Below are 23,571 nucleotides of genomic sequence, written 5' to 3'. Positions count from 1 at the left end.
AGTTTGACCCGTCCGTTCAACACATTTCTATTATCGAGGTTCACATCATGTTTACTTATCGCAATGCATTTGCTCTGGTTACTGGAGCATCCATGGGCCTTGGTGAAGCGTTCGCCGAAGCGCTCGCCGCACGAGGCACCAACCTCGTTCTCGTAGCACGTTCGTTCGACGCGTTGAATACCCTGGCGAAGCGACTCACTGAACAGTACGGCGTCCAGGCCATCGTATTGACAGCCGACCTGGCCGAGCGCGATGCCGCGACGCGCATCAGCGAAGAGCTTGAACGGCAGCATATCGCGGTGGACCTGCTCGTCAACAATGCCGGGTTTGGACTCACCGGCGACTTTCTATCGAATCCGCTGGCGAGGGAGGAGGACCTGATCCAGGTGAATATCCAGGCCTTGGTGAGTCTCTCGCACAGGCTCGGTACGGCGATGGCTGTTCGGAAAAAGGGTGGCATCATCAACGTGGCTTCCAATGCGTCCTTCCAGCCCATTCCGTACATGGCGACATATGCGGCGAGCAAGGCATTCGTGCTGCATTTCACCGAAGCGCTGGGTCATGAGCTGTCTCAGAGCAATGTACAGGTGATGGCAACCTGTCCCGGCCCCACCGCAACCAAATTCTTCGCTGCAACCTCGGCTGACCAACCCTCCATTAAAATGGACACCGCGGAGGTCGTCGTCAAAAGGACTCTAGAAGCCTTTGATCGCCAGCAGCCGGTGGTGTATCCGGGGCGGTCCAGCGTGCGCCTCACCTCATGGTTGCCCCGCATCATTCCGCGCGCTCTCGCTGTTCGCGCCGCAGCCGCTGCATCGCGTGGCATGGGGCTTCATTGAGTTGTTTCTTTACAGGCCGTTCACAATTGCGACTCCATCGCCTTTACCTGATTCGAATTAATTAGCTTTCGATATTCCAGACGCCTTATGCAGTTTTGGCGGATTGGAGGAGGGGAGAGCCGTAGTAGTAAACATCAAACCTTTATAGTCTGGTGTATAGAAAAGACCCAGGCGACATAGCAACTGGAGAGGATGATAATTTTCAGCCAACCCTTTCGGTACTCCTAACACTCTTTGCGGAATTAGTTGATGAGTGTGCACCTGACTTGTATCAGGAAGAGTGGCAATTGATTGCCAGCAGTTTAAGACGTGCCTCGGCTATTGCCTAATCTCATAAGTCTTAAGGCTAGAATGATTCTATCCCTTGAGGACGCCAGCCTCGACGCGGCACGAAAAATTAATAGCTTCGAAATTGCAGTCGTTTTATAGCTCAACTAAATAGATGTTTAGTTTAGCTATAATCAAAAAGAATATATCAAGTGGGATAGGGCATATTCAAAGAACTTTTGGCAGGCTCGTGCCAGTCAAGATTTGGTTGTCTGGGCCTATGAATTCAAATTCATCGCTGTGAGCGTAAATCTGTCTAGTGGCGTTGCGGATAGTTCTGCTGTTAAAAGCTGCAACAGCTTCTCTGTCTAATGAAACCATCCTTTCTGTGGCTTCATAATCACCGATTACAGCAAGATTTTGATGCAGGGGAATAAAGACGCTCACATCTTTTAACGCAAACCCCAGCCCCCAGCCATCGGCAATTCGAGATGGGTGAGGTATGAGGTTTACGGGGTAATCTGAGGTAATGAATCCAGGTGAATCATCGCCAGCTTGCAGAAAAATCCATTTTCGATCGAGTAGGCATTGATGAATATCCCCAATAATATTCAGCATCCGGTGATGCATGTTTAGAGGTGTTCATCTCTAATGCCGCAGCAGCTTCCGGTGATTTCAAGCCTTCCTGTCCCAGTGCCGAGATAATAAGTATCTGGTTAAGGGGCTGGAGGCTCTCCGCAAGTGATTGTCTATCGCGTGGATTTCTAGTCGCGAAAAGTGAAAAAAGCAGCAGGACAGCCTCACGATCCATGGCATTTGAAAAATTACGGCACTCTACAACTCGTTTGAGCGCAGCAAGCGAAGGTCCCTCAAGCTCGTTTGCATAGGTCGTCTCAAGAATGTTGGGATCTGAGTGGCCGTGAACCGGTTAAAGTGATCCTCTCCAGCGACCTTTTTCACGTTTTGCGGAAATCCTTTTTTGGCGTCAAGGTCAACGCAATGGACGACATCATGCTTGCCTGATTTCGCAAAACCTCTCAAATATCCAGCTGAAACATAGTGGTGGTAGATCGGTTCGTTCATATCGGACTCATGTTCGTTGCCATTCGATTTATTGAAGGTAACTCATGTCCCTGATTTTCGCGCCCGCGAAAAACGCCGGCAGGAGGCAGTGTCTGGCTTCAATTCTGACCACCCGAGCCCCCCACGTAAGAATACGAAGACACGCATAATGTATATTATGTTAAATCAGATGCCATGTTAGAAATGTTCATGAGCTGCCTAAACCACACTTGTGAGAATTGCGATTTGATGAGACTCAGTGCTTAGCACCCCCCACTAACCCGCATGGAATGAGGACGACCCTGATTTCTAACGGGTATCACAAGCTCATCATCCGCATTGAGCAGTGCTTCTGCTCGCTTGGCCCTCACGGGCTGTCACTTCGGTGAAAAATGATCTGGCTCGAGCCCTAATCAACGCTTATCCTAGAGCTTCTTCTCTACATTGGCTGCTCTCAGGCCACTTCAATATTGATCGTTCAGTGAGTGCGGAATGACATCCGAAATCGACGAGACGCATGCTGTCCCGCTGAAATACGTAGCTTTCTGCGATGTGCTTGGCTTTTCTCAAGCAGTAGAGACCGAGTTTGACGCAACCATCTTGCTCTACAAGACGTATCAGGCACGTCTCACCGATTGGCCATTTCCGGAGAAAGTCGACGTCTCCGTGTACTCCGACTCAATTTTGCTGGTTTGCGATGAGCTTGCACCGCTGCTTTATGCAGTCCAAAGCCTCTGGTTCGCGACCCTTCACAATGATTGGCTCATCCGGGGCGGGATAGCCTATGGCAAATATTGGGAAGACAGGAGCAATGGCAACCTATTCGTGGTCAGTGACGCGCTGGTACGGGCTGTGCGCCTTGAGTCAACCATCAAACACCCCTGCGTAGCCCTCTCGCCTGAAATCGACATACCGCTTTCCATTTGGTTCGCGCGCTTCGAACATGGACTGTTTGATATGCCCCTGCTCCATCATGACGGCCAAAACGTAGTAAACCCGTTCAACAATTTTTGGTCTGCGTCCGCGCGCAACCGAGTAGAACAGATGAAATCCCTGTGGCCTCAACATAGTTCAAAGTACGATTGGTTCTTGGGCCTCGCGAATGAGGCCGAGAAAGAAGAACTTATGATTCCCTCGTCCGCCATCGAAGAGATGCTGGAGAAAGGAATCATAGGTCTAAAGACTGATGATACCACTCCTTCCTAAGACCACTGTTTTTTGATGGGGCTTGGCCCTGACGGGCTTCCATCCTCACGCCTGCGGGCGTCGGCCTGCGAGCTCCGCTCGCTTTATGGATTTGCCCCTGCGACCTGTAACGTAACTTTCAAACCGTAACGTGAGTAACGTTACTGAGCAAAAAGCATGTTACAGGCCTTTGATATTGCATGGATGCTGGGCGTCCTCGCGTACATAGGGGATTGGCATTCCGGTGTGGCGCCATGCTGGAGCGTAGCCCTCAGCTTGCTGGTAGCGGCTGCCTGACAAGCTTTTGACGACCAACCGTCAAGTCAGCCCTTGCTTATCGCGATCGGATCTAATGTTACCCAATTAGATAACTACAAAGAACAAACCACTCATTATGTTCCTCAAAATTAACGCTATAGTCACATAGTGCTGTCTTCAAGAAACAAAAATCCAGGAGCAACGGAGGCTCTATGACAACGCATGATGGCGATGGATGGAGCAAGATCACCAAAGCTATAGTCGGGTTAACAGGGCTTCTAGTGGTTGTACCCTCTCTAATAAACTCAGCAATTGGTATTTATGATTCGGTTAAAAAAGTACCAAGAAACGAAGCTGAACGCATCAACGTTGCATTATTCCAAAAGTATTTTGGCAAGGAGCCTTTAAGTAAAGTTCCACCTTTAAATATAAAGCGAAACGGAGAAAACTACCAAGTTCAGTTTGACGTCTATGATGAAGGCGATGTATTCGTCAAATATGGTGGAAGAACTCAGTGGTTTGCATTTCCAGGTGAGTCACTACCAGGCAACGCTGCTAGAAACTTTCTAATCATGAATGCTAATGCAGACAACATGTACCAACCAGAAATTTTCTCTCCATATCAGCAGCAAGACAAAATAGAAGGTGGCAACCTTTACCGTACAAGGACTTATGAAAGCGGCGCACAGGAGCTTCAAATCATTGATATGCGTAGCGGTGTAGTGCTTAATCGATTAATTACACAACCCTCATCACCCAATGGATTGTCAAACGCAGATCCCCCCCCCGCCGCCCCCGCAACAACCTGGAATACCAAGCCCTACCCCAGCTGGAGCTTATTCTGAGATCTCCAAATTTTCGGTTATCGATCTTGATAGACCACGAGTAGAAGTTACAACGCCTCCTTCACAAGCGGCCGCGACTAGCTGTGTGGCGCAGGAAGGAGCGTGTTTATTAGTTCAACCGCTACCAACTGGAGCACCATGTTACTGCGTAACTCCCAAGGGCCCCGTCAGCGGCATCTCACATTAATGATATACCCATTAACTTAGCTATAAACGTTTTCGCACAAGAGTTGGTTTTATGTAACGATCCAATCTGACCAGTTTTTAAATAATGGAAACATGCGTAAACCAAGCGCCAACCAATCAGCCTCACTCATTTTTCAAGCCGGTCAATGGGCGACAATCATGGTGCTATGAGGGCTCATGCTCATGGGCCGCAGCAAACATCATCGTGAGGTGGGCCCTAAGCAACGCTTCGAACCAAGCTCCAAAACCGACGAGTTCATCAATCTCTTCGCAATGCTGATGTCAGCTTCGAACATTGCGAGGGTATTTTGGGGCCCCCCAGCTATCTTGAAATACAAAACCACCGGTTAAGGTGGTTGTGGCTTTCTTCTGCAGTATATTCCCGGAGGCCTCCACGAAATCTGCTGCTGTTTCTGTGAACGTCCCCACGGGGGCTATAGAATTAGCCTCGGAAAAGCAAGTAAAAACAGAAAGGTTCACCGACGCCCGGCTTGTGCCTGAGAAAACACGAAAGGCAGTACAATGAAGAACATGACAGTCATTAGAGAATCTGTATAAGTTTTATCATAGAACAGCCATACAGACGTTGCCGCCACGGGGATACAAAATACCAAGAATACAAGCATGGTTATTGCAGTCCAAATTCGCTCTGTCACCTCCTTAAATGAGTCAACCACTGGATGAATTATTGATGTGATAGCTTCCGCGACAAATAGCAACGGAAAATAAAGTAATGCTGATATTAGAAAAAATGCAATTTGAAGGTGGCTTTTCCCGACGGGAATGGCCGGAAGGTACTCACCAACAAAACGAGCATTATTTAGAAAAATCTCACTATTAGCGAAAAGCGCTTTAAACAACGGCGGTGTGGTAATGGAAAGATAGAGTGCTGCAAAAGTGGAAAAATAGAAAACAAATTTATATACTGCATACTCAACTGTCTGGCGATTTTTTGATCGACGATCCAAGTCAACTGTTTCATAATGAGTTTGGCTTTGGTTGTTAGAGGGTACTGGGATAGGTCGAGCGCCCCTTCTTTTCCATAGCCACACAATCCCTGCATATATGAATGCTGCCACAAGATTTAGTATTAGATTCCAGAGATCACTTGCCATATAAGCACTTTAAATAATTGGTAGTTTTAAGCCTGATCGGCCGTTCAAATTTAGGCTATCGCCGCCTTAGACTAAATCATCTTGAAAGCAAAACGCCACCCCTCAGCAAGCAAAAGAAATGAGTTAGCACCGTGGATGACCAACTGCCCCAACGCTTTTAGCGTCGTCTAGCCTAACACTCAAGATCGCCCCGTCTTAGCAAAGAGATCGTTTACGATAGTATGCTATCAGCCGAGTTTCGCCCCCCTGCTAAGTTGAACTCATGAGCCAACCTCTATTCGACTTTGACCTCAAACGCGCCTCTCGTGAGCACTACCAGTGCCTTCCAGATCTCGATTTCTGTCCACTGCACCGTGCCAACTCCAAGGCTCATAAAGAACAACATCGCGATCCAAACTGCCATGCGTGGCTGATCAGTTTTAGCAATCCCCAAAGCTTTGTGCTCTCGACTAACTCCTTATCATAGCGACGATAATCTTTGCCAAGACAAAAGGCGAATGCCAGCACTATTGAAGAAACTGCTATCGCGATTTTTGGAGTGACCACGAAGCACATGATGATTGCTGCTGGAACTGCAGTTTCGCCCGCTGTTATGTTCCTCGCAAGCTCCGACAGATTCGCTCATCCGGAGTGCTTGAAACACAGCAAGTTGACTGCCTTGATCTGGCCGCAGTTTCAAGATCGCCCCGCCTAACCTTGAGGTTTCTCAGAGAATAGTTATTTAGCTTTGGGCCGCAAAATTGGCGTGCTGGAGCACACGACCAACTGCCGTGCCCCTCTGGTTAACGCCACATAGAGATGGTTGGCATCCATCTCCTCAGGATTCAACACCACAGCGATATCAGCCTCGAGTCCTTTGAGCAAAAGTGTGCTGCCAACGGATCGCCGCGACATTGGCCGACCCACGTATCGATTCTGCTCGCGGATACTGACTGTCGCATCCTCAAACGTCATCGATCCCTCGGCTGCAAGGCTGAGGGCTTTTTTACAATGGCGCAAAATCTCTGGACGGTAGACGCGCACATCCGTTTGATCGCGAAGGGCGTCCAGCAACAGCAGAGCAGATCCGAAGCTCGGGATCGCCATAAAGCTCATCCCAAATTGCTCGGTTTCCGTTGCTGGGTTGTGAGCTTTGCCCGTGCATAAGCTTCCTAATCGCCTGATGTACACCGCAACGTCGAGATTTGTCATCAGCCCCTGGGCAAACGTGAGCAACACGTTCAGTGCATCAGGTGAGCCAGGATTGAACGCTTGCCCGAAGGCGGTCAAATCCTTCAAATCAGCCGCTTCAACAGTCACTGCGCCCGGCGTCTGACTCGCAATTTTCCGTTGTCCTCTCGGATTTTGGCTATCCCCGATGACAAGCACCTGATGATCGACTGAAGCAGTTTTAACTCTAGCCGCTTCAAGCCGTTGCTCATGGGCGGTTGTGGCTTCGAGTGCAATCCACTGCACTTGGGCAGGCGCCGAGCGAAGATCGATTGCCTGGCGAGTTTGTAGGGACGCACGAATCTGCAAGAGCCACTGGCCCAGCGGCTCATTCTGGACATTACGCCAGCGCCAGGGTGTGGAAAGGTGTCCGGCACTTGGAAAGTAACTGAGGACGTTCTTCTCCCAGTTAACCAAGGGTTCATTGAACCCAAAAATAGCTTGCAGGGGGTCACCCAGGACGCAGGTGGGTAATGCAGTTGCTAACCAGGCAATAATCTGATGTTGCGGCAACGTGCAATCCTGATACTCATCGACAAACACGCGGGAATACGTGGATTGAAGGGCGTCGAATACATGACCCGATGCCAGCAACCCCCACGCGGCGTCTCGAATGCTGGCGTAATCTGTTTTTCTTTTGAGTTTCAGGACCTCAGGGTCGTGCTGACTCCTGCCCGGAAAGGTTGCTATCAATCTCATCACCCATCCATCAATCGTTGATACGCGATAAGTGGACGAATTTACGCCAGCTAACTTAAGTCGTGCCCGCAGAGCCCCAACTCCCGCATTGGTGTGGGTCAAGAGCAACACAGGATTAGCGAAGTGATGCAGCTTGAGCGTATCGGTGATCAGCTGTGTCTTGCCGCAACCGGCCGGTGCAGTGATAGAGCCACAACCGAAGGCCAACAAATCGATTTCAGGATTCGGCATGGGCCCACACAAACAGAGACGAGATGGCGAGCTGGAAGGCCAGTGTGCTGTTGCCCAAGTGAGGCCCAACAATGAACTGACCGACATTCTGCATCTTGGATATCGACTTGTACCATCCAGCCTTTCTGGTGCGGGATGCGCGGCCAAGCACGGCCAGAATCTCCGGTGAATAGCCTGAAAACAACACTTCGGTTTCAATTCCTGCGAGTGTGTAGCGTCCGTTTGAAGCGGACTTGATATGCTCGTCAACCCTTCCCTCTTCCATGAGGTTGTTCGCCATCTCGACCAGGCAAGCGATCGCTACAGGCGGCAAACTCAAGAACAACTCATCCTCCAGTGCGCGGCCGGATTGCCAGGCAATCATGGTTCCGCCTGCAGCGAGAAATGAAGCCACCAACCCTTCTGTGGGCGGTTTATCGCTATCGACTACCACCAGAACACGGTACCCCAGTCGTAGCAGCGCATTGCCTCGATGAAAGCATCGGTCTGGGTCACCACCACCGGTATCAACAAAGGAAACGCCTGCAGAGGCTAACGGCGCGCTCCCCTGCTCTACCCAATAAAGATCTAATCCGCGAATTAACCCTACCTCGCTCGCACCTTCACATACGATCACAGAACGAGAGAGAAATGCTTCGGGTTCCGTGCGAATCGTACTCTGGACATCGTCATCGTTGCCGACCGGCAAGATGAGGTGATTTAAGTTTCCGCCCCTGACGATGAACAGTTGGTCACCAGAAAGTTCACGCAAGGCCACCGGCGAATGGGTGGTCAGGAATACTTGGAGTGCGGAATTGGTGTCCTTCGCTCCCAACGAATCTAATAGCCTAACGAGGCGGTGTGGCTCTAATCCGAATTCGACCTCATCGACCAATAAAATCGATGCCGATTTAGCGGCCACTTTTTGCAGTCCGGCAACCAGAAGGCGAGATGATCCCGTCCCGAGACTGCGTAACGGAATGCCCTGCTGGCTGTGCAACGAGATTGCGCCATCATTGAAGGGAGCCGCATGGGTATCCAGCAGTGCCCGGGCGCTGATTCCTACTGGGATACCAAGACTTGTCGCTGTATCGGTAACCAGTTTAAGCGTGTCACCCAATTGGTCATGTGCGTGGTCTCCAAATGACGACCGCGCGAGCCTCGCGGCCTCAATCAACGCAGCACCCACCTCTGCACGCTCCTCCGTGAGCTTGTTCAGCACCGATCCTCTCGTCCAGGAAAGATTTGAGTTGGAATACCCTCCAAGCCTTGTGGGGGCTACGAGCGCCCTATCCTTCCAAGCTAGATGACGGGTGGTACCAAGATTTTCCGCCTGCGCGGACGTCAGCGACCAGACGGGCTCAAGATCACCCTCCACGATCAGTTGAATGGTCAAAGCCGTCGACCAGTCTTTGTGAGGCTCCTCTTCTATGTCCCGGGACGCAGGGTTAATCGAGCGCAGGAAGATTCCGTAGCTCTCTACATTTTTCAATGGAGCGTCGAGGTCGAACAGCGTGATCGAAATCTTAATGGGCTTAGTGACGTCCAGAGCATAAAAGTCCACGTCACTGAACTGGACGTAGCGTCGAGCCCCCAGGCACAGGTCGATCGCATCCAGGATGGTCGATTTTCCGCTGTCACCCCTGCCAATCAGGCAGTTAACGCCGGGCGCTGGAAACCAAACAAGATCCTGAATTCCCCTGAAGTTCTGGATCTCGATTTTGAAAATTTTAGCCATATGCGATCCTTGTTTTCAGTCGGGCTGGCCGACAGGCTCCCTGCTTTGAGTTATGTAAAAAGATGCGCAGTTTTGGGAGCGTAGTCGAAAACTAGCTGCTGCCCGTGATAGAAAGGCAAAAGCATGAGGGAACACAACCTGACCGGCCACCCGTCGCTAGAGCGTGAGTAGCAATGCAGTCCGCCGTGAATGAGGGCGATCATCTGATTCATGAAAAACGGAATGGCGTCTCGGTAATTTTTTCTCTAGATCTATGCTGGTCTTTTCCATGGAGGAAAATCGCGATGGCAAATTTAGACCTACTCCCTTCCCTACTCTTCAGGATCATTCAGAATCAATTGACCCCGAAGCCGCGATCATGGAACTGACGCTGTGGGTCGAGCAGCGAGGATCAGCGGAGGTCGCCGACAACGTTCGCGGTGCTTTGGACACAATCAGCAAGAGCGAGGAGTTCATCAATATGACGCTTGCAGTGCTCATGGCCCCCGAGTGAACTGGTCGACCTCCCCACTGTGGATGACGTGAGTCACTCCAGTAGATAAATCAGCCGAGGCTCAATTGAAGTCGCAGAGACCTCAAGCAGAGCCAACGTCACCGGCAGCTTGAAGCGTCGTCGCCCTGCACTGCCGGGATTGAGGTAAAGCTGCTCACCACGCCATTCTATGCATGGCTTGTGGGAGTGGCCGGTGATCACCAGCTTTATGCCAGGATCGAGCACGACCGGGACATCGGCAATGTCATGCACCAACAGCGCCTGCCATCCGTTGACGTCGAAACGTAGTAGGTCAGGGAAATTTTCTGCCCATGCTTCGTCTTGGTCATTGTTGCCGCGTACGACGTGCAGAGGAGCGATAGTCGCCAGTTGATCAAGAATCTCCGGGCTACCAATGTCACCCGCGTGAATGATCTGCTCACAGCCCATCAGTGCATCAAGAGCTTCAGGGCGAAGCAAACCATGGGTATCGGAAATTACGCCAACCTTCATGCAATCTCCAGAACAGGCTCAGGAATCTGACCACAGTGTAGTGGGACAAGCGCCTTCGACGTGCAGGGTCTTCGTTACGGGCTGTTTTCCGCCAAAAGCTACCTTTCAGCAGAGAGAAGTCAGCTCCTGACATCTACCTTTACTCACTGCTTCCCATCCACTCATTTGATCGATCAACGGCTGTTTTGAACAGTTGCCATTCTGGATTGTGGTCGGTTGGAGAATTGTACGCAGGCCACTCCCGCGAGGATGGTCGCGATTGCGAAGCCTGCGCTCATGGAAATCGGCTCACCAATTGCGATCCCGATGAGCAGCGCAACCACCGGCGGGATATAGCTGACGGCCGACGCAGCCACAGCGCCGAGCGTTTCAACGATGCGGTAATAGGCGATATAGGCAAAACCGGTACCCAGCAATCCCAAGCCGAAGACCAGGCCAATCCACGCCCGTGTGTCGTCGAATACCTGGGTGATGCCTTCAAGTGGCGTAACCAGCAGCAAAAAGAATAACGCCAGACCGATCTGGTAAGTCGTCAATGCCACCGCCGGCAAGCCGAGCGGGCTGATAAACCGTCGAGCATAAACGAACGAACAACCCACGCTGAGCGAACCGATCATCATGTAAGCGATTCCGCTCGGATTGATTACGCCTTCAGCCGACCACGGCTGCGCAATGAGCAGAACCCCCATGAAACCGAGCGCAATGCCCAGCACCTTCAACCCATTGAGTGGCTCGCTACGCAGAAATAGCCAGGCACACAGGAACGTGAACAGCGGAATAGCTCCACCGAGCATGCCCGCAACGCCCGAGGGCAACAAAACAGTGCCTTTGGCGAAGGCGTAGTAATAGACAGCGGTCGCCAGCAAGGACATGACCACGAAATGATGCCCATGGCGCCAATGCGCCCAACGTAATGCGCCCTTGTACAGCGCGAAGGCGAGGACTGGCAGGAAACCGAAAAGCACACGCAGCAACGTGATTTGCACCGGTGAGATGCTGTGGCTGGCCCATTTGACGAAAATGAAGTTGCTGCCCCATACCAGGCCAAGCAGCACAAATAGGACAAAAGAGGTTTTCTTCATGACACTGGCCCTTTGATCATGCGATTTAATTTCTATCGGCTGGGCTTCTGTTCGCTAACTTTCCTGTTAGCTTGAATAGCCTGTTGGTCAGGCTAACAGTGCAGTGACCGCACTACCGATGCAGTATTTCTTCCTTGATCCAGTAGAATTTCTATCATCATGTCCAACGGTACCCTTCCCCTGCCGCCTCTCAATGCCTTACGTGTATTCGAGGTTGCAGCCCGCCATCTGAACTTCCGGCTGACCGCCGAGGAGCTGGGAGTCACTCAGGCAGCAGTGGCCCAGCAGATTCGTGGCCTGGAGGCAAATCTGGAGCTGAAGTTATTCGAGCGATTGCCCCGTGGGTTAATGCTGACCGATGCTGGCCAGCGCTACAGTGTGAGCATCCGCCATGCTCTGGAATTGATTTCTGAAGCCACCCAGACGCTTCGCCCGGAGCCTGCGCACCTGACCGTCAGCGTGACCCCCACCTTCGCTTCGAAATGGCTGATTCCGAAGCTGGCATCGTTCACCCAGTTGCATTCGGACATTGATCTGCGCGTACTGGCCACTGAACGCCTGTCGCACTTTCAGACTGATGGCGTCGATATCGCCATACGTTACGGTAGGCCACCCTTCGGCCCTGGTCTCAATAGCGAGATGCTGCTGGAGCAACGAATCGTGGCGGTCGGCAGCCCCGCGTTGATTGAATCAATCGGGATGCCACGCGACTTTGACCAATTACAGCGCTACCCGCTATTGCATGACGCCCACAACTTTTGGCCGCAATTTATCGCGCGGATTTTTGAACACCCGGTGCAGGCCGCACCGAAAAATCTGCGTTTCAACCAGACCTCACTGGCGATCGAGACCGCAATCGCCGGCCAGGGGCTTGCCTTGGCCAATGACTTCTTCGTCCAGGCAGACATTGATGCAGGTCGGCTGACCCGGCTGTTTGAATTTGAACTGCATACCGACGCTGGGTATTACTTGCTCTGGCCCCGCAAAGCGAAATCCCCTTCCGCCCTGGCGACAGTTCGGCAATGGTTGATGGATCAGGTGCTGGATGCGACCTAGAGGTCGCGGCATCAGTTGTTTGCAAGCCGAGCCACTTCGCTGGATGAAACGAGCGCCTTCAGTGACGCATCAAACTGCTTCAGCACGTTCAATTGCAGCTCGGTTTGCTGGTCGATCTGCGCGGCGATCTCCGGAGCTGCTTTGCCATGAACCCAGACCGAAGGCATTTGTTGTTCACGCGAGCCTTCGGCCTTGCCGATGTATTGCAGGTTCGAGTCGTAGAACTTGGCCATGAATCGCGCTTCAACCTGGTTGTTGCGCTTCGACACCAGACGGCTGTAAGTGTCCAGCATCACCACCACGTCAGGACGGGCTTGCACCAGCGCGTCGAGGTTGTCGTAGACGGTCACCGAGGCGAATTCTTTCTGTAGCGAACCCATCAGCCAGTTGATCGCGAGTTTCGGATCGGAGCTGTTGACGAACGCGTTGCTGATGCGCGAGTCGAGCGCAGGGTTCTTCGCGCCGTTCAGCGCTACCGAATGGTACTGCTCCAGGTATTCGAGGGTGTCGAGGGTGTTTTCGCTGTAAAGCACACCTACCGATTGAGCGTGCTGCAGGCCGATGGTGCTGTCGACCACTGGTAAAAAGTGGCAGAACTGTTCGGCCGCGTAGGCCGGCGCTGTGGCGGCAACGCTGCCGGTAAAAATGGCGACAAGTGCCAGCAAGGTAGAAATTCTCATCGCACAGTTCCTTCAGAAGCGCCTTTGGTATAGCGCCATCCTCCTCCTTTGCCGGCAAAACAGAACTTGCATTCCTTGATGGTAACTATCGACTGAACGAATGGTGGGAAGCCTATGAGCTACAGTTGTGATGAGCGCGGGCAGGCTATACCTCACATGTCGGTATCGTCTGTCATCAAATGCCAAGTCACTGACGCTCAATGAAAAGCAGTCGCTTTGCAGGTGACGATACTGGCTTGCTAATCGAAGTCGGTCAGTTAATTGAAAACCCACTTACGCATTACATCGGATACCTCTCCTCCCCCCATGGGTGTATGTGGGGGTGCTGTCAGATACATCTCAGTAAAAAAACAAAGAGAGAACAGCATGAAGTTCAGTCTTGTTGATAACGGCAACCCGAGTCGCCGGCGCGTTCTACGCGATGCCTTCGCCCTGGCTTTGGCAGCTTCGCCATTGGCTAACCTTGCCAAGGCAACCGACGAAACACCGGAAGAAGTGACCTTTGCTGCCGGCCCACGGCCGCTGGTGCAATACCCGCAAAAACGACCGTTGACCCTGGTGACCACCCGCCCGCCGCACCTTGAGACCCCATTCCCGGTCTTCAACGAAGGGCCCATCACGCCGAATGACGCCTTTTTCGTGCGTTACCACCTGGCCAATATCCCTACCAGCATCGATCCGGACAGCTACCGTCTGACGATCAAGGGCTCGGTCAACACACCGCTGTCACTTTCCCTTGCAGAACTCAAGACTCTGGCCGAGCCGGTAGAAGTGGTGGCCGTCAATCAGTGTTCGGGTAACAGCCGTGGCTTCTCGATGCCGCGCGTGTTCGGCGCTCAGTTGGGTAATGGTTCAATGGGTAATGCCCGCTGGGTGGGGGTACCGCTCAAGGCGGTATTGGAAAAGGCCGGAGTGAAAACCGACGCCAGGCAAGTGACATTCCGAGGGCTCGATAAGCCAGTGCTGCCGAGCACGCCGGAGTACATCAAAGCTCTGGACATCAGCCACGCCATGGACGGCGAGCCCATGATCGCCTGGTCGATGAACGGTACCGACCTGCCATTCCTCAACGGTTATCCGATACGTCTGGTAGTGCCAGGTTATTTCGGTACCTACTGGGTCAAGCACCTGAGTGAGATCGAAGTCGTCGACCAGACCTACGACGGTTTCTTCATGGCTAAAGGCTACCGCGTCCCGGACAACGATTGTTTCTGCACCGCCCCCGGCACCACTGCGGTGCAAACGTTGCCGATTTCCAAGTTGCCGGTACGTAGCTTCATCACCAGCGTCAAACACGGCGATGTGTTGCCGCTGAAAAAAAACGTGGTGCTCAAGGGCATTGCGTTCGACGGCGGCGTTGGGGTCAACAAGGTGGAAGTGTCGATCGACGGCGGAAAAAGTTGGCGCGAAGCCAAGCTTGGGCAGGATCTTGGCCGTTTCTCCTTCCGTGAGTGGACGCTGCCGATCACCTTTACCAGCAAGGGCGCCACACAGTTGATGGTGCGAGCCAGCAACAGTGCGGGCGAGACGCAGCCGCTGCGAGCCGACTGGAATCCCGGTGGCTACCGCCGCCATGTCGTAGAAACCAGCCACGTGACCGTCGCCTGAGGGGGCCCCGCATGAAACGCATGACCACTTTGCTGTGCGCGGCTCAGGTTTGTCTGGCTACCATGGCTACCATGGCTAGCGCAGCGCCATTATCGATCACGTTGCCCCCCGAAACGGCCGTGTTCAAACCCAATGCTCTGCCCGGCTACCCATTGGCTCAACAGAAGTGCTCCACCTGCCATTCTGCCGACTACATCAACTTCCAACCTCCCGGCATGAGCCTGGCGCAGTGGACTGGGGAAGCGAGCAAGATGCAGCACGTGTATGGGGCTCCGATCAGTGATCAGGATGTGAGCATCATCGGCGCCTACCTTGCGGTGACCTACGGGAGTGCCCATGCGAGCGATGCCGATGTGCAGGCTGCCTCGAACCCTTCGGCAGGCCAAACCCCGGCGGCGCCGGTAGCCAAAGTCGACGCCATGGCCTTGCTGCAGAGCAACTCCTGTCTGTCCTGCCACGCGATCGATCACAAGGTCGTAGGCCCGGCCTATCACGATGTGGCGGCCAGGTATGCCAATGACCCTCAGGCACTGGCCAAGGTAACCTCCAGCATTCAGCACGGCGGTACCGGCAAATGGGGGAATATCCCGATGCCGCCTTTCACACAGTTAAGCCCGGGCGATCTGCAAACTCTGGCGACTTTCGTACTGCATCAATGAGTTCATTTGTTGAAAAGGTGCTTAAGCCAACAGGTTTCAGTTCACTCGATTGCGCCCGCTGCGCTTGGCTCGATAGAGCGCATCATCGGCACGAGTCAGAAGGCTTTCCACATTGTCACAAGCTTTGGCGAGGGCGACACCAAAGGATGCAGTTACAGTGTCGAGTACCTCATCCGTGCCACGAGCCTTGATCCGCAGCGCCTGAATTTTCAGGCGCAGCTGCTCAGCGAAAGTCTGAGCACTGGTGAGATCAACACACTCCTGCAGGACTACACAGAACTCTTCACCACCATAGCGCGCCGCCAGGGCCTGAGGTGGGAGTGAGTTCCGTAACACCTGACCAACATGCTCAAGGACGCGGTCGCCCAAAGGATGGCCATACTGGTCATTGAACTGCTTGAAATGATCGATATCCAGCATGACCAGTGCCACCCCCTTGGCGTTGATCAGCGCACGCTCCAGCGAGCGGGTGAAGGTGGCACGGTTCAACACCTTAGTCAGACCATCCAATGATGCAGCTAGTTGGGCTCGCTCAAGCTTGTCTCTCAGACTCTTGATTTCATTTTGCGCAGAGTGCAGTTGGGAGAGGAAAAGCTCTTGCTGATCCCGCATGACCTGAGTGCTCTGTTGCAGCTCACTCAGAATGGCGGGCAACCTCTTGTCGACCGGTTCCGCGAGCATTTCCATACAATGCCCAAGACTGGCTTGAAAGTTGACGCTGCCATTCACGCTACGCGAGATATCACGCTCCATGTCGTCAACCAGATTGATCGCTTGTTGTTGCCCTGCGCGAGCATCCTCCAGTTCGTCACGAATGATGTAGTCGCGAAAAAGCTTCATCGCGGATTCTGGAGGGAAACTGTCGAAGTCTTTGACCACCCTGTCCAGATGGCGATTGAGCTCTGGTTCCTGACCTTTGCTGTAGGTGTACCAGAGCGCATAGTGCACGGGATTAGGTGGAATGTTGTGACGCACCATCAGTGGTACGGCCTGCTTCAGCAGAGCCGCCGCTTCGCGGGAGTTCTCTGGGTACAGCGCTAGGGCAGTCGCACGCGTCTCTGATTGGCTCATAACGTCACTGTGGTTGGATTTTATTGGCATATATGAAGTCGCGGCAGCATATCCTTACGTGCACCAAGCGGCCATACATAATGTATGCCTACTGCCTGTTGAGATGGGTGGCTGTGGGCGATCCTGATGGTTTCATATCACCTTGGCGTGCCTGGGTAAGGCGATAGAAATCACTGCGGCCAATAGGACAAAAGCGCTGGAAACCCATAAGCAAGCGACCAGCCCGTAGGCTTGGAACACCCATCCTGACAATACAGTCCCGATCAATCGTCCCATGGCGTTGGACATGTAATAGAACCCCACATCCAGGGACACGCCGTCTTCTTTGGCGTAAGACACAATCAGGTAGCTGTGCAGTGATGAGTTCACGGCGAACAGCACGCCAAACAGCATTAGTCCACCCAACAAGACGACATGGGCCGACAGATCAGTGTTCAAACCGATGCCGATAGCGGCGGGCAAAACGGCCAGCGACAGAGCCCAAACGAAAGCTGCGCGACCATCGGGGACTTCTCCGCGTTCCTTGCCGGTAATCGAGGGCGCCAAGGACTGCACGATGCCGTAGCCGATCACCCAGGCGGCGAGAAAACCGCCGACCTGCCAAAAATCCCATCCAAACGCAGTGCTCAGGTATACCGGCAGAGCCACCACGAACCAGACATCGCGTGCCCCGAAGAGAAACATACGCGCCGCAGAAAGGATGTTGATTGCCCGGCTCTTGGAGAGAATGTCGCGAAACTTTGGTTTGGCCTTTGCCTTGCCAAAATCCTTCTTGAGCAGAAACAGACTGCCTATCCAGATCATGCCCAGCATTGCCGCCATGGCCACAACCGCACTCTTGAAACCCAACAACGCGAGCAGCGCTCCCCCGAGGAAAAAGCCCACGCCCTTGAGTGCATTCTTGGAGCCGGTGAGGATGGCCACCCATTTGTACAGCGTGCCTTGTTGACCCTCCGGCACCAACAACTTGATCGAACTCTTGGCGCTCATCTTGTTGAGGTCTTTGGCTATGCCCGACAGCGCTTGAGCGCCCATTACCCAGGGAATGGTCAGCCATACCGATGGCACCGCCAGCATCAACAAGGCAATGACCTGTAACGCCAGGCCGACATTCATGGTTCGGTTCAAGCCCAACCAGGCACCGAGATAGCCCCCTAGCAGGTTGGTGATGACACCGAAGATTTCGTAGAACAGGAAAAGAAACGCAATCTGCAAAGGCGAGTAGCCCAACGCATGGAAGTGCAGCACCACCAACATGCGCAGCGCGCCGTCCGTGAGGGTAAATGCCCAGTAGTTACCGGTCACCAGCAGGTACTGGCGCACATCCTGGGAAAGGGCTGACAACGCCTTCATGCTGACTTCCTATCCCTGCTGGTCGGCAAGACCGACCAACCTGGCCAGTTCGACGGTACGGTTGGCGTAACCCCATTCGTTGTCGTACCAGGCGTAGAGCTTCACTTGAGTACCATTGATGACCATGGTCGACAGCGCGTCGATGATCGAGGAGCGCGGATCAGTGCGGTAGTCGATGGACACCAGCGGACGCTCCTCGTAACCGAGGATATCCTTGAGCTCGTTTTCGGAAGCATCTTTCAGTAACCGGTTCACTTCTTCAACAGTGGTGGCACGCTCAACTTCAAAGACGCAATCGGTCAACGAAGCATTAGCCAGCGGTACACGCACGGCATGGCCATTCAATCGGCCACGAAGCTCCGGGAATATTTCAGCAATGGCGGTAGCTGAACCGGTGCTGGTGGGAATCAAGCTCATGCCCGAAGCACGAGCCCGACGCAGGTCTTTGTGCGGTTGATCCAGAATGCTTTGGGTATTGGTCAAATCATGGATAGTGGTGATCGATCCATGGCGAATGCCAAGTTTCTCGTGGATCACCTTCACCACTGGCGCCAGACAGTTGGTGGTACACGACGCCGCGGTGACGATGCGATGTTTCGCAGCATTGAACAACTGATGATTGACGCCCATGACGATGTTCAAGGCGCCCTTCTCTTTCACTGGAGCACTGACCACCACGCGCTTCACACCTTGATCCAGATAAGCCTGGAGCACCGCGACGGTCTTCATCTTGCCACTGGCTTCGATCACTAGATCACAGCCCGACCAGTCGGTTTCGGCGATGGTTTTATTGGCGCTGATCTTTATGTGCTTGCCACCGATCACAACGTTATCGCCCTCGGCGCTGGCCTCATGCTGCCAGCGGCCATGAACTGAATCGAAGTTCAGCAGATGGGCATGAGTGATCGCGTCCCCTGCCGGGTCGTTGACCTGCACAAATTCAAACTCGGGCCAGTCCCATGCGGCACGCAGCGCCAGCCGACCGATACGTCCGAAACCGTTGATACCTACTTTGATGGTCATGCGCTACGGAATCTCTGATTACATACGGAAATACGAATATATATGAATTTTCGTATATCTAGTAAAGCAGAGAGTTCTGAAAATCAGCGCTTCGATTGCCTACTCTCCCGATAGCGTTCAGAACTGCGCTGCTTCCAGCTCGTAGAGGCATTCGCTGCCAGCCTTGACCGAAGCGCTCAGCGAGTGAATACGCGGCAGCAGACGGGCAAAGTAGAAGCGCGCGGTGCCCAGCTTGCTGGTGTAGAAGTCACCCTCGGCCTGTTTGCCCATGGCCGCTTTGGCCATCAGTGCCCACATGTAGGCATAAGCGGTGTAGCCGAACACCTGCAGGTACTCGACCGAGGCGGCGCCGATTTCGTTCGGGTTGTTCTGTGCCCGATCCAGCAGCCACGCGGTCAACTCGTCGAGGGTGTCCACGGCGGCGCTCAACGGCTTGCAGAACTCACCGAGGTCAGTGCCGGCGTTGGCGATGAAGTGGCGAATTTCAGCAGCGAACAAACGGTAAAGCGCCCCGCCGCTGCCGACGATCTTGCGCCCGGCCAGGTCCAGTGACTGGATGCCGTTGGTGCCTTCGTAGATCTGGGTGATCCGCACATCGCGAACCAATTGTTCCTGCCCCCACTCGCGGATGTAGCCGTGGCCGCCGAAAATCTGCTGGCCGAGCACTGTGGTTTCCAGCCCCATGTCGGTGAGAAACGCCTTGGCCACCGGAGTCAGTAACGACACCAGCTCTTGCGCGCGGGTGCGGGTTGCCGCCTCTTCGCTGTACTTGGCGGTATCCAGTTGCAGGGCGACGTAGCTGGAAAACGCCCGCCCGCCTTCGTTCAAGGCCTTCATGGTCAACAGCATGCGGCGTACATCCGGATGCACAATGATCGGATCGGCGGCCTTGTCCTTGTTCTGCGCTCCCGTCGGCGAACGGCTTTGCAGACGGTCACGGGCGTATTCGACCGCGTTCTGGTACGAACGCTCACCCAACGCCACCCCCTGGATACCCACGCCCAGACGTTCGTAATTCATCATGGTGAACATCGCTGCCAACCCCTTGTTCGGCGCATCGACGATCCAGCCGGTCGCGCCGTCAAAGTTCATCACGCAGGTGGCGGATGCCTTGATGCCCATCTTGTGTTCGATTGAACCGCAGGACAGCGAGTTGTGTTCACCCAAGGATCCGTCGGCGTTGACCAGTACCTTGGGCACCAGAAACAGGGAAATACCTTTGGGGCCGGCAGGCGCATCCGGCAGTCTGGCCAACACCAGGTGAATGATGTTTTCGCTCAGGTCGTGCTCGCCGCCGGTGATGAAAATCTTGCTGCCGCTGATCGTGTAGCTACCGTCGGCCGAAGGCTCGGCTCGGGTGCGAATCAGGCCCAGGTCGGTGCCGGCATGGGCCTCGGTCAGGCACATCGAACCGGTCCAGGTGCCGGCGTACATGTTCGGCAGATAGCGTTCCTTGAGCTCCTGACTGGCATGGGCATTGATCGACAGGCACGCCCCTGCGGTCAGCATCGGGTACAGGCCGAACGACAGGCTGGCGGAGTTGACCATCTCCTCGACCTGGGCCGAAATGGCCTTGGGCATGCCCATGCCACCGAACTGCGGGTCGCCGCCCACACCCACCCAACCGCCTTCGGCGAACGCCCGGTATGCGGCGACAAAACCGTCCGGGGCGATCACCGTGCCGTTGCGCCATGTGCAGCCTTGTTCGTCGCTGCTGCGGTTCAACGGCGCGATCACTTCGGCACTGATCTTGCCGGCCTCTTCAAGGATCGCGGCGGCAGTCTCTTTATCGATCACCTCGGCCAGGCCGGACAGTCGGGTCCATAGCCTGGACACCTCGAAGACCTCGTTGAGGACAAAACGCATGTCGCGCAAGGGGGCTTTGTAATCAGACATCGTTGGCTTACTCCGCAATAGTCTGGGCGTGACGCATGCCCGAAGGTTGGGTTGGGACGGTTTCACCGGCATGCCCCTGAGGGGCCTCCGGAACAGGGTGACGATCAAGCGACACCCCCCGCAGCAGGAAATACGACAGGGCAGGAATCAGAATCAGCGCACCGAGCATGTTCCACAGGAACATGAAGGTCAGCAGGATGCCCATGTCCGCCTGGAATTTGATCGGCGACCAAACCCAGCACACCACACCGGCCGCCAAAGTGATGCCCACCAGACCCACCACCCGGCCGGTAAACGACACGGCGTTGCGGTAGGCCTGAGTCAGCGGCAGGCCCTGACGCTGGTAATGCAACTGCACACTGAGCAGGTACAACGCGTAGTCCACGCCGATCCCCACGCCCAGCGCGATCACCGGCAGGGTCGCCACCTTCACGCCAATGCCCATGACCACCATCAACGCCTCGCAAAGGATCGAGGTCAGCACCAGCGGTAACAGCGCAACCAGCGTGGCGCGCCAGCTGCGGAAGGTCATCAGGCAGAACAGCGTCACCGCCGCATAGACGTAAAGCAGCATGGTGCGATTGGCCTCGCGCACCACGATGTTGGTCGCGGCTTCGATGCCGGCGGTCCCGGCAGCCAGCAGGAACTGGCGGTCATCGCTGCTGTTTTCCCGGGCGAAGGTGTCGGCGATCCCGACCACCGCATCCAGGGTCTCGGCCTTGTGGTCCTTGAGAAAGGCAATCACCGGCATCAGCGAGCAGTCGGTATTGAACAGCTCCGGGGAGTTGACCGAGGCTTGCTGCGCGGCGTAGTTCAAGACGTCCTGGTTGCGCTGGATACTGTTGAGCTTGGGGTTACCCTCATAGCTCCCCGCTGTGATCTGGCGCACGGCATTGACCAGCGAGGCCGTCGCCTGCACGCCCGGATACTGTTGCAGTTCCCAGGCCAGACGGTCGGCGAGGACCAGTGTCTTGTAGCTCAGGCAGCCTTCCGGAGGCGTCTTGATCATCACCGCAAACAAGTCGCTGGATAACGCGTAGTGACGGGTGATGTAGGCGTTGTCACGGTTATAGCGAGAATCGGCACGCAACTCCGGTGCACCACTCTCGAGGTCGCCAATCTTCAGGTGCAGGCTGATCACAAAGCCGCCGATGCCCATCAGCAGTGCGATCAGCACGGCGCCCGTGGCCCACTTGGCCGTGGTGAAACGGTCGAGCCAGTCCCACAGTTTGCCAAAGCCTTTGTGCCCGTCCGCCCGGGTGTCGATTTTCAGGGCGCGCTCTGCAGCCTTTGCACCGACGCCAACATAGGAAAGTGCCACCGGCATCAGCAACAGCGAGGTGAAGATCAGTACCGCAACGCCGATACTGGCAGTGATGGCCAGGTCCTTGATCACCGGAATGTCGATCAGCATCAGCACGGCGAAACCCACAGCGTCGGCCAGCAGCGCGGTGACGCCGGCAATGAACAGACGGCGAAAGGTGTAGCGCGCGGCGATCAGTTTGTGGGTGCCACGGGCGATGTCCTGCATGATCCCGTTCATCTTCTGCGCCGCGTGGGACACACCGATGGCAAAGATCAGGAAAGGCACCAGCACCGAGTACGGGTCGATGGCATAGCCCAGCCAGGCGACGATGCCCAGTTGCCAGATCACCGCGACCAGCGAACAGCCGACCACCAGCAAGGTGCTGCGCACGCAACGGGTGTAGAGGAAAATGATGACCAGCGAGGTGACCACGGCCAGGCCGAAGAACATCATCACCTGAATCAGGCCATCGATCAGGTCGCCCATCAGTTTGGCGAAGCCGATCACCCGGACCTTGTACTGGCCCTTGCCCTCCTCCCCGGCTTTGCGGGCGGCGCTGTCGCCGGCGAACTCGATCCTGTCGCGCAACTGCTCTTCAAGCATCTGCGAGAACCCGTGGTAGTTGATGCGCTGACCACCGGCGGCAGCCTTGTCCAGCAGCGGTACGACCAACATGCTCGACTTGAAGTCACTGGCCACCAGACTGCCGACGATTCCGGCGCGGGAAATGTTCTGGCGCAACTGTTCTATTTGCTCGGGCTTGCCCTCATAGGTATCGGGCATCACCGGGCCACCCTGAAAGCCTTGTTCGGTGACTTCGGTCCAGCGCACCGCCGGGCTCCACAACGACTTCATCCAGGCGCGGTCGACGCCTTCGGTGAGGAACAACTGATCGTTGACCTGTTTGAGCACATCCAGGTAAGCGGGGTCGAAGATATCGCCCCGGGTGTTCTCCACGACCACGCGCACCGAGTTACCCAAGCCGCGCAATGACTGGCGGTTTTCCAGAAAGTTCTGGATGTACGGCTGGCTCTGCGGAATCATTTTCTCGAAGCTGGGGCGCAGTTCCAGACGTGTTGCGGCCATGTAACCCAGCACCACAGTGGCCAGCGCCATCAGCAACATGAACAACGGGCGATAGTTGAACACCATCCGCTCCAGCCGGTTGCCGGAGTAGCGGTCGAAGTCACGCACGTCGCGGATCACCGGCATGGTGTCTTGCTTGATATTGCCCATGTC

General features: G+C 54.6%; 19 protein-coding genes and 1 pseudogene. 7 read left to right on the top strand and 13 right to left on the bottom strand.

Going from position 1 to position 23,571, the window contains the following annotated elements:
* The first annotated feature begins 47 nt into the window (after positions 1 to 47).
* The gene (locus AC1RKH_RS04115; protein WP_493061224.1) at positions 48 to 839 is read left to right on the top strand and encodes an SDR family NAD(P)-dependent oxidoreductase; all 792 of its coding nucleotides are present in this window, start codon (positions 48 to 50) and stop codon (positions 837 to 839) included.
* Positions 840 to 1,334: 495 nt separating this feature from the next.
* Here AC1RKH_RS04115 and AC1RKH_RS04110 read toward each other — a convergent pair whose 3' ends face one another.
* Together AC1RKH_RS04110 and AC1RKH_RS04105 are read right to left on the bottom strand one after the other, a co-directional pair.
* The gene (locus AC1RKH_RS04110; RefSeq protein WP_493061223.1) at positions 1,335 to 1,724 is read right to left on the bottom strand and encodes a DUF4238 domain-containing protein; all 390 of its coding nucleotides are present in this window, start codon (positions 1,722 to 1,724) and stop codon (positions 1,335 to 1,337) included.
* A 216-nt stretch (positions 1,725 to 1,940) separates the two neighbouring features.
* Positions 1,941 to 2,189 carry a DUF4238 domain-containing protein gene (locus tag AC1RKH_RS04105; protein WP_493061222.1) on the bottom strand — a complete coding sequence of 83 codons (249 nt, stop codon included), beginning with the start codon at positions 2,187 to 2,189 and terminating at the stop codon, positions 1,941 to 1,943.
* A gap of 471 nt (positions 2,190 to 2,660) precedes the next feature.
* Between AC1RKH_RS04105 and AC1RKH_RS04100 the strand changes: the two genes are divergently transcribed.
* Both AC1RKH_RS04100 and AC1RKH_RS04095 read left to right on the top strand, forming a co-directional pair.
* Positions 2,661 to 3,374: a hypothetical protein gene (locus AC1RKH_RS04100; protein ID WP_493061221.1), complete on the top strand. Its 714-nt coding sequence runs from the start codon at positions 2,661 to 2,663 to the stop codon at positions 3,372 to 3,374.
* 449 nt (positions 3,375 to 3,823) lie between these two features.
* The gene (locus tag AC1RKH_RS04095; RefSeq protein WP_493061220.1) at positions 3,824 to 4,456 is read left to right on the top strand and encodes a hypothetical protein; all 633 of its coding nucleotides are present in this window, start codon (positions 3,824 to 3,826) and stop codon (positions 4,454 to 4,456) included.
* Between the two features lie 662 nt (positions 4,457 to 5,118).
* Here AC1RKH_RS04095 and AC1RKH_RS04090 read toward each other — a convergent pair.
* The 3 genes from AC1RKH_RS04090 to AC1RKH_RS04080 all read right to left on the bottom strand — a co-directional run bounded on the left by AC1RKH_RS04090 (position 5,119) and on the right by AC1RKH_RS04080 (position 9,613).
* Entirely contained in the window at positions 5,119 to 5,757 is a 639-nt protein-coding gene (locus AC1RKH_RS04090) for a hypothetical protein (RefSeq protein ID WP_493061219.1), read from the bottom strand.
* Between the two features lie 717 nt (positions 5,758 to 6,474).
* Positions 6,475 to 7,896 carry a UvrD-helicase domain-containing protein gene (locus AC1RKH_RS04085; protein ID WP_493061218.1) on the bottom strand — a complete coding sequence of 474 codons (1,422 nt, stop codon included), beginning with the start codon at positions 7,894 to 7,896 and terminating at the stop codon, positions 6,475 to 6,477.
* A complete protein-coding gene (locus tag AC1RKH_RS04080) occupies positions 7,883 to 9,613 on the bottom strand; it encodes an ATP-dependent nuclease (RefSeq protein WP_493061217.1) in 1,731 nt (576 codons plus the stop codon). The genes AC1RKH_RS04085 and AC1RKH_RS04080 overlap by 14 nt, the downstream gene beginning before the upstream one ends.
* A gap of 284 nt (positions 9,614 to 9,897) precedes the next feature.
* On the opposite strand from AC1RKH_RS04080, the pseudogene AC1RKH_RS04075 reads away from it, so the two are divergent.
* Positions 9,898 to 10,106: pseudogene (locus tag AC1RKH_RS04075) on the top strand (hypothetical protein).
* Between the two features lie 33 nt (positions 10,107 to 10,139).
* Here the strand turns inward: AC1RKH_RS04075 and AC1RKH_RS04070 are convergent.
* Positions 10,140 to 10,598: a metallophosphoesterase family protein gene (locus tag AC1RKH_RS04070; protein ID WP_493061216.1), complete on the bottom strand. Its 459-nt coding sequence runs from the start codon at positions 10,596 to 10,598 to the stop codon at positions 10,140 to 10,142.
* 173 nt (positions 10,599 to 10,771) lie between these two features.
* Positions 10,772 to 11,680, bottom strand: coding sequence for a DMT family transporter (locus AC1RKH_RS04065; RefSeq protein ID WP_493061215.1), 909 nt, complete (start codon positions 11,678 to 11,680; stop codon positions 10,772 to 10,774).
* A 159-nt stretch (positions 11,681 to 11,839) separates the two neighbouring features.
* Between AC1RKH_RS04065 and AC1RKH_RS04060 the strand changes: the two genes are divergently transcribed.
* Positions 11,840 to 12,736 carry a LysR substrate-binding domain-containing protein gene (locus AC1RKH_RS04060; RefSeq protein ID WP_493061214.1) on the top strand — a complete coding sequence of 299 codons (897 nt, stop codon included), beginning with the start codon at positions 11,840 to 11,842 and terminating at the stop codon, positions 12,734 to 12,736.
* Between the two features lie 11 nt (positions 12,737 to 12,747).
* On the opposite strand, the gene AC1RKH_RS04055 is transcribed toward AC1RKH_RS04060, so the two are convergent.
* On the bottom strand, positions 12,748 to 13,416 hold the full coding sequence (locus AC1RKH_RS04055; protein ID WP_493061213.1) for an ATPase: 669 nt from the start codon (positions 13,414 to 13,416) through the stop codon (positions 12,748 to 12,750).
* A 366-nt stretch (positions 13,417 to 13,782) separates the two neighbouring features.
* On the opposite strand from AC1RKH_RS04055, the gene sorA reads away from it, so the two are divergent.
* A complete protein-coding gene (sorA, locus tag AC1RKH_RS04050) occupies positions 13,783 to 15,024 on the top strand; it encodes a SorA family sulfite dehydrogenase catalytic subunit (RefSeq protein WP_493061212.1) in 1,242 nt (413 codons plus the stop codon).
* Positions 15,025 to 15,035: 11 nt separating this feature from the next.
* Positions 15,036 to 15,683, top strand: coding sequence for a SorB family sulfite dehydrogenase c-type cytochrome subunit (sorB, locus tag AC1RKH_RS04045; protein ID WP_493061211.1), 648 nt, complete (start codon positions 15,036 to 15,038; stop codon positions 15,681 to 15,683).
* Between the two features lie 36 nt (positions 15,684 to 15,719).
* On the opposite strand, the gene AC1RKH_RS04040 is transcribed toward sorB, so the two are convergent.
* From AC1RKH_RS04040 to AC1RKH_RS04020, 5 genes are all read right to left on the bottom strand, one after another.
* On the bottom strand, positions 15,720 to 16,754 hold the full coding sequence (locus AC1RKH_RS04040; protein ID WP_185015297.1) for a GGDEF domain-containing protein: 1,035 nt from the start codon (positions 16,752 to 16,754) through the stop codon (positions 15,720 to 15,722).
* 132 nt (positions 16,755 to 16,886) lie between these two features.
* On the bottom strand, positions 16,887 to 18,107 hold the full coding sequence (arsJ, locus tag AC1RKH_RS04035) for an organoarsenical effux MFS transporter ArsJ (RefSeq protein WP_493061210.1): 1,221 nt from the start codon (positions 18,105 to 18,107) through the stop codon (positions 16,887 to 16,889).
* Between the two features lie 9 nt (positions 18,108 to 18,116).
* Positions 18,117 to 19,130, bottom strand: a complete 1,014-nt coding sequence (locus AC1RKH_RS04030) for an ArsJ-associated glyceraldehyde-3-phosphate dehydrogenase (protein ID WP_493061209.1) — start codon at positions 19,128 to 19,130, stop codon at positions 18,117 to 18,119.
* A 117-nt stretch (positions 19,131 to 19,247) separates the two neighbouring features.
* Complete coding sequence (locus tag AC1RKH_RS04025; protein WP_493061208.1) at positions 19,248 to 21,026, bottom strand: acyl-CoA dehydrogenase C-terminal domain-containing protein; 1,779 nt, start codon at positions 21,024 to 21,026, stop codon at positions 19,248 to 19,250.
* Positions 21,027 to 21,033: 7 nt separating this feature from the next.
* Entirely contained in the window at positions 21,034 to 23,568 is a 2,535-nt protein-coding gene (locus tag AC1RKH_RS04020) for an efflux RND transporter permease subunit (protein ID WP_493061207.1), read from the bottom strand.
* Positions 23,569 to 23,571 lie beyond the last annotated feature (3 nt).

The sequence above is a fragment of the Pseudomonas sp. GW822-FHT06B12 genome (genome assembly GCF_058799675.1).
This window is presented reverse-complemented; position numbering and strand designations above follow the sequence as displayed.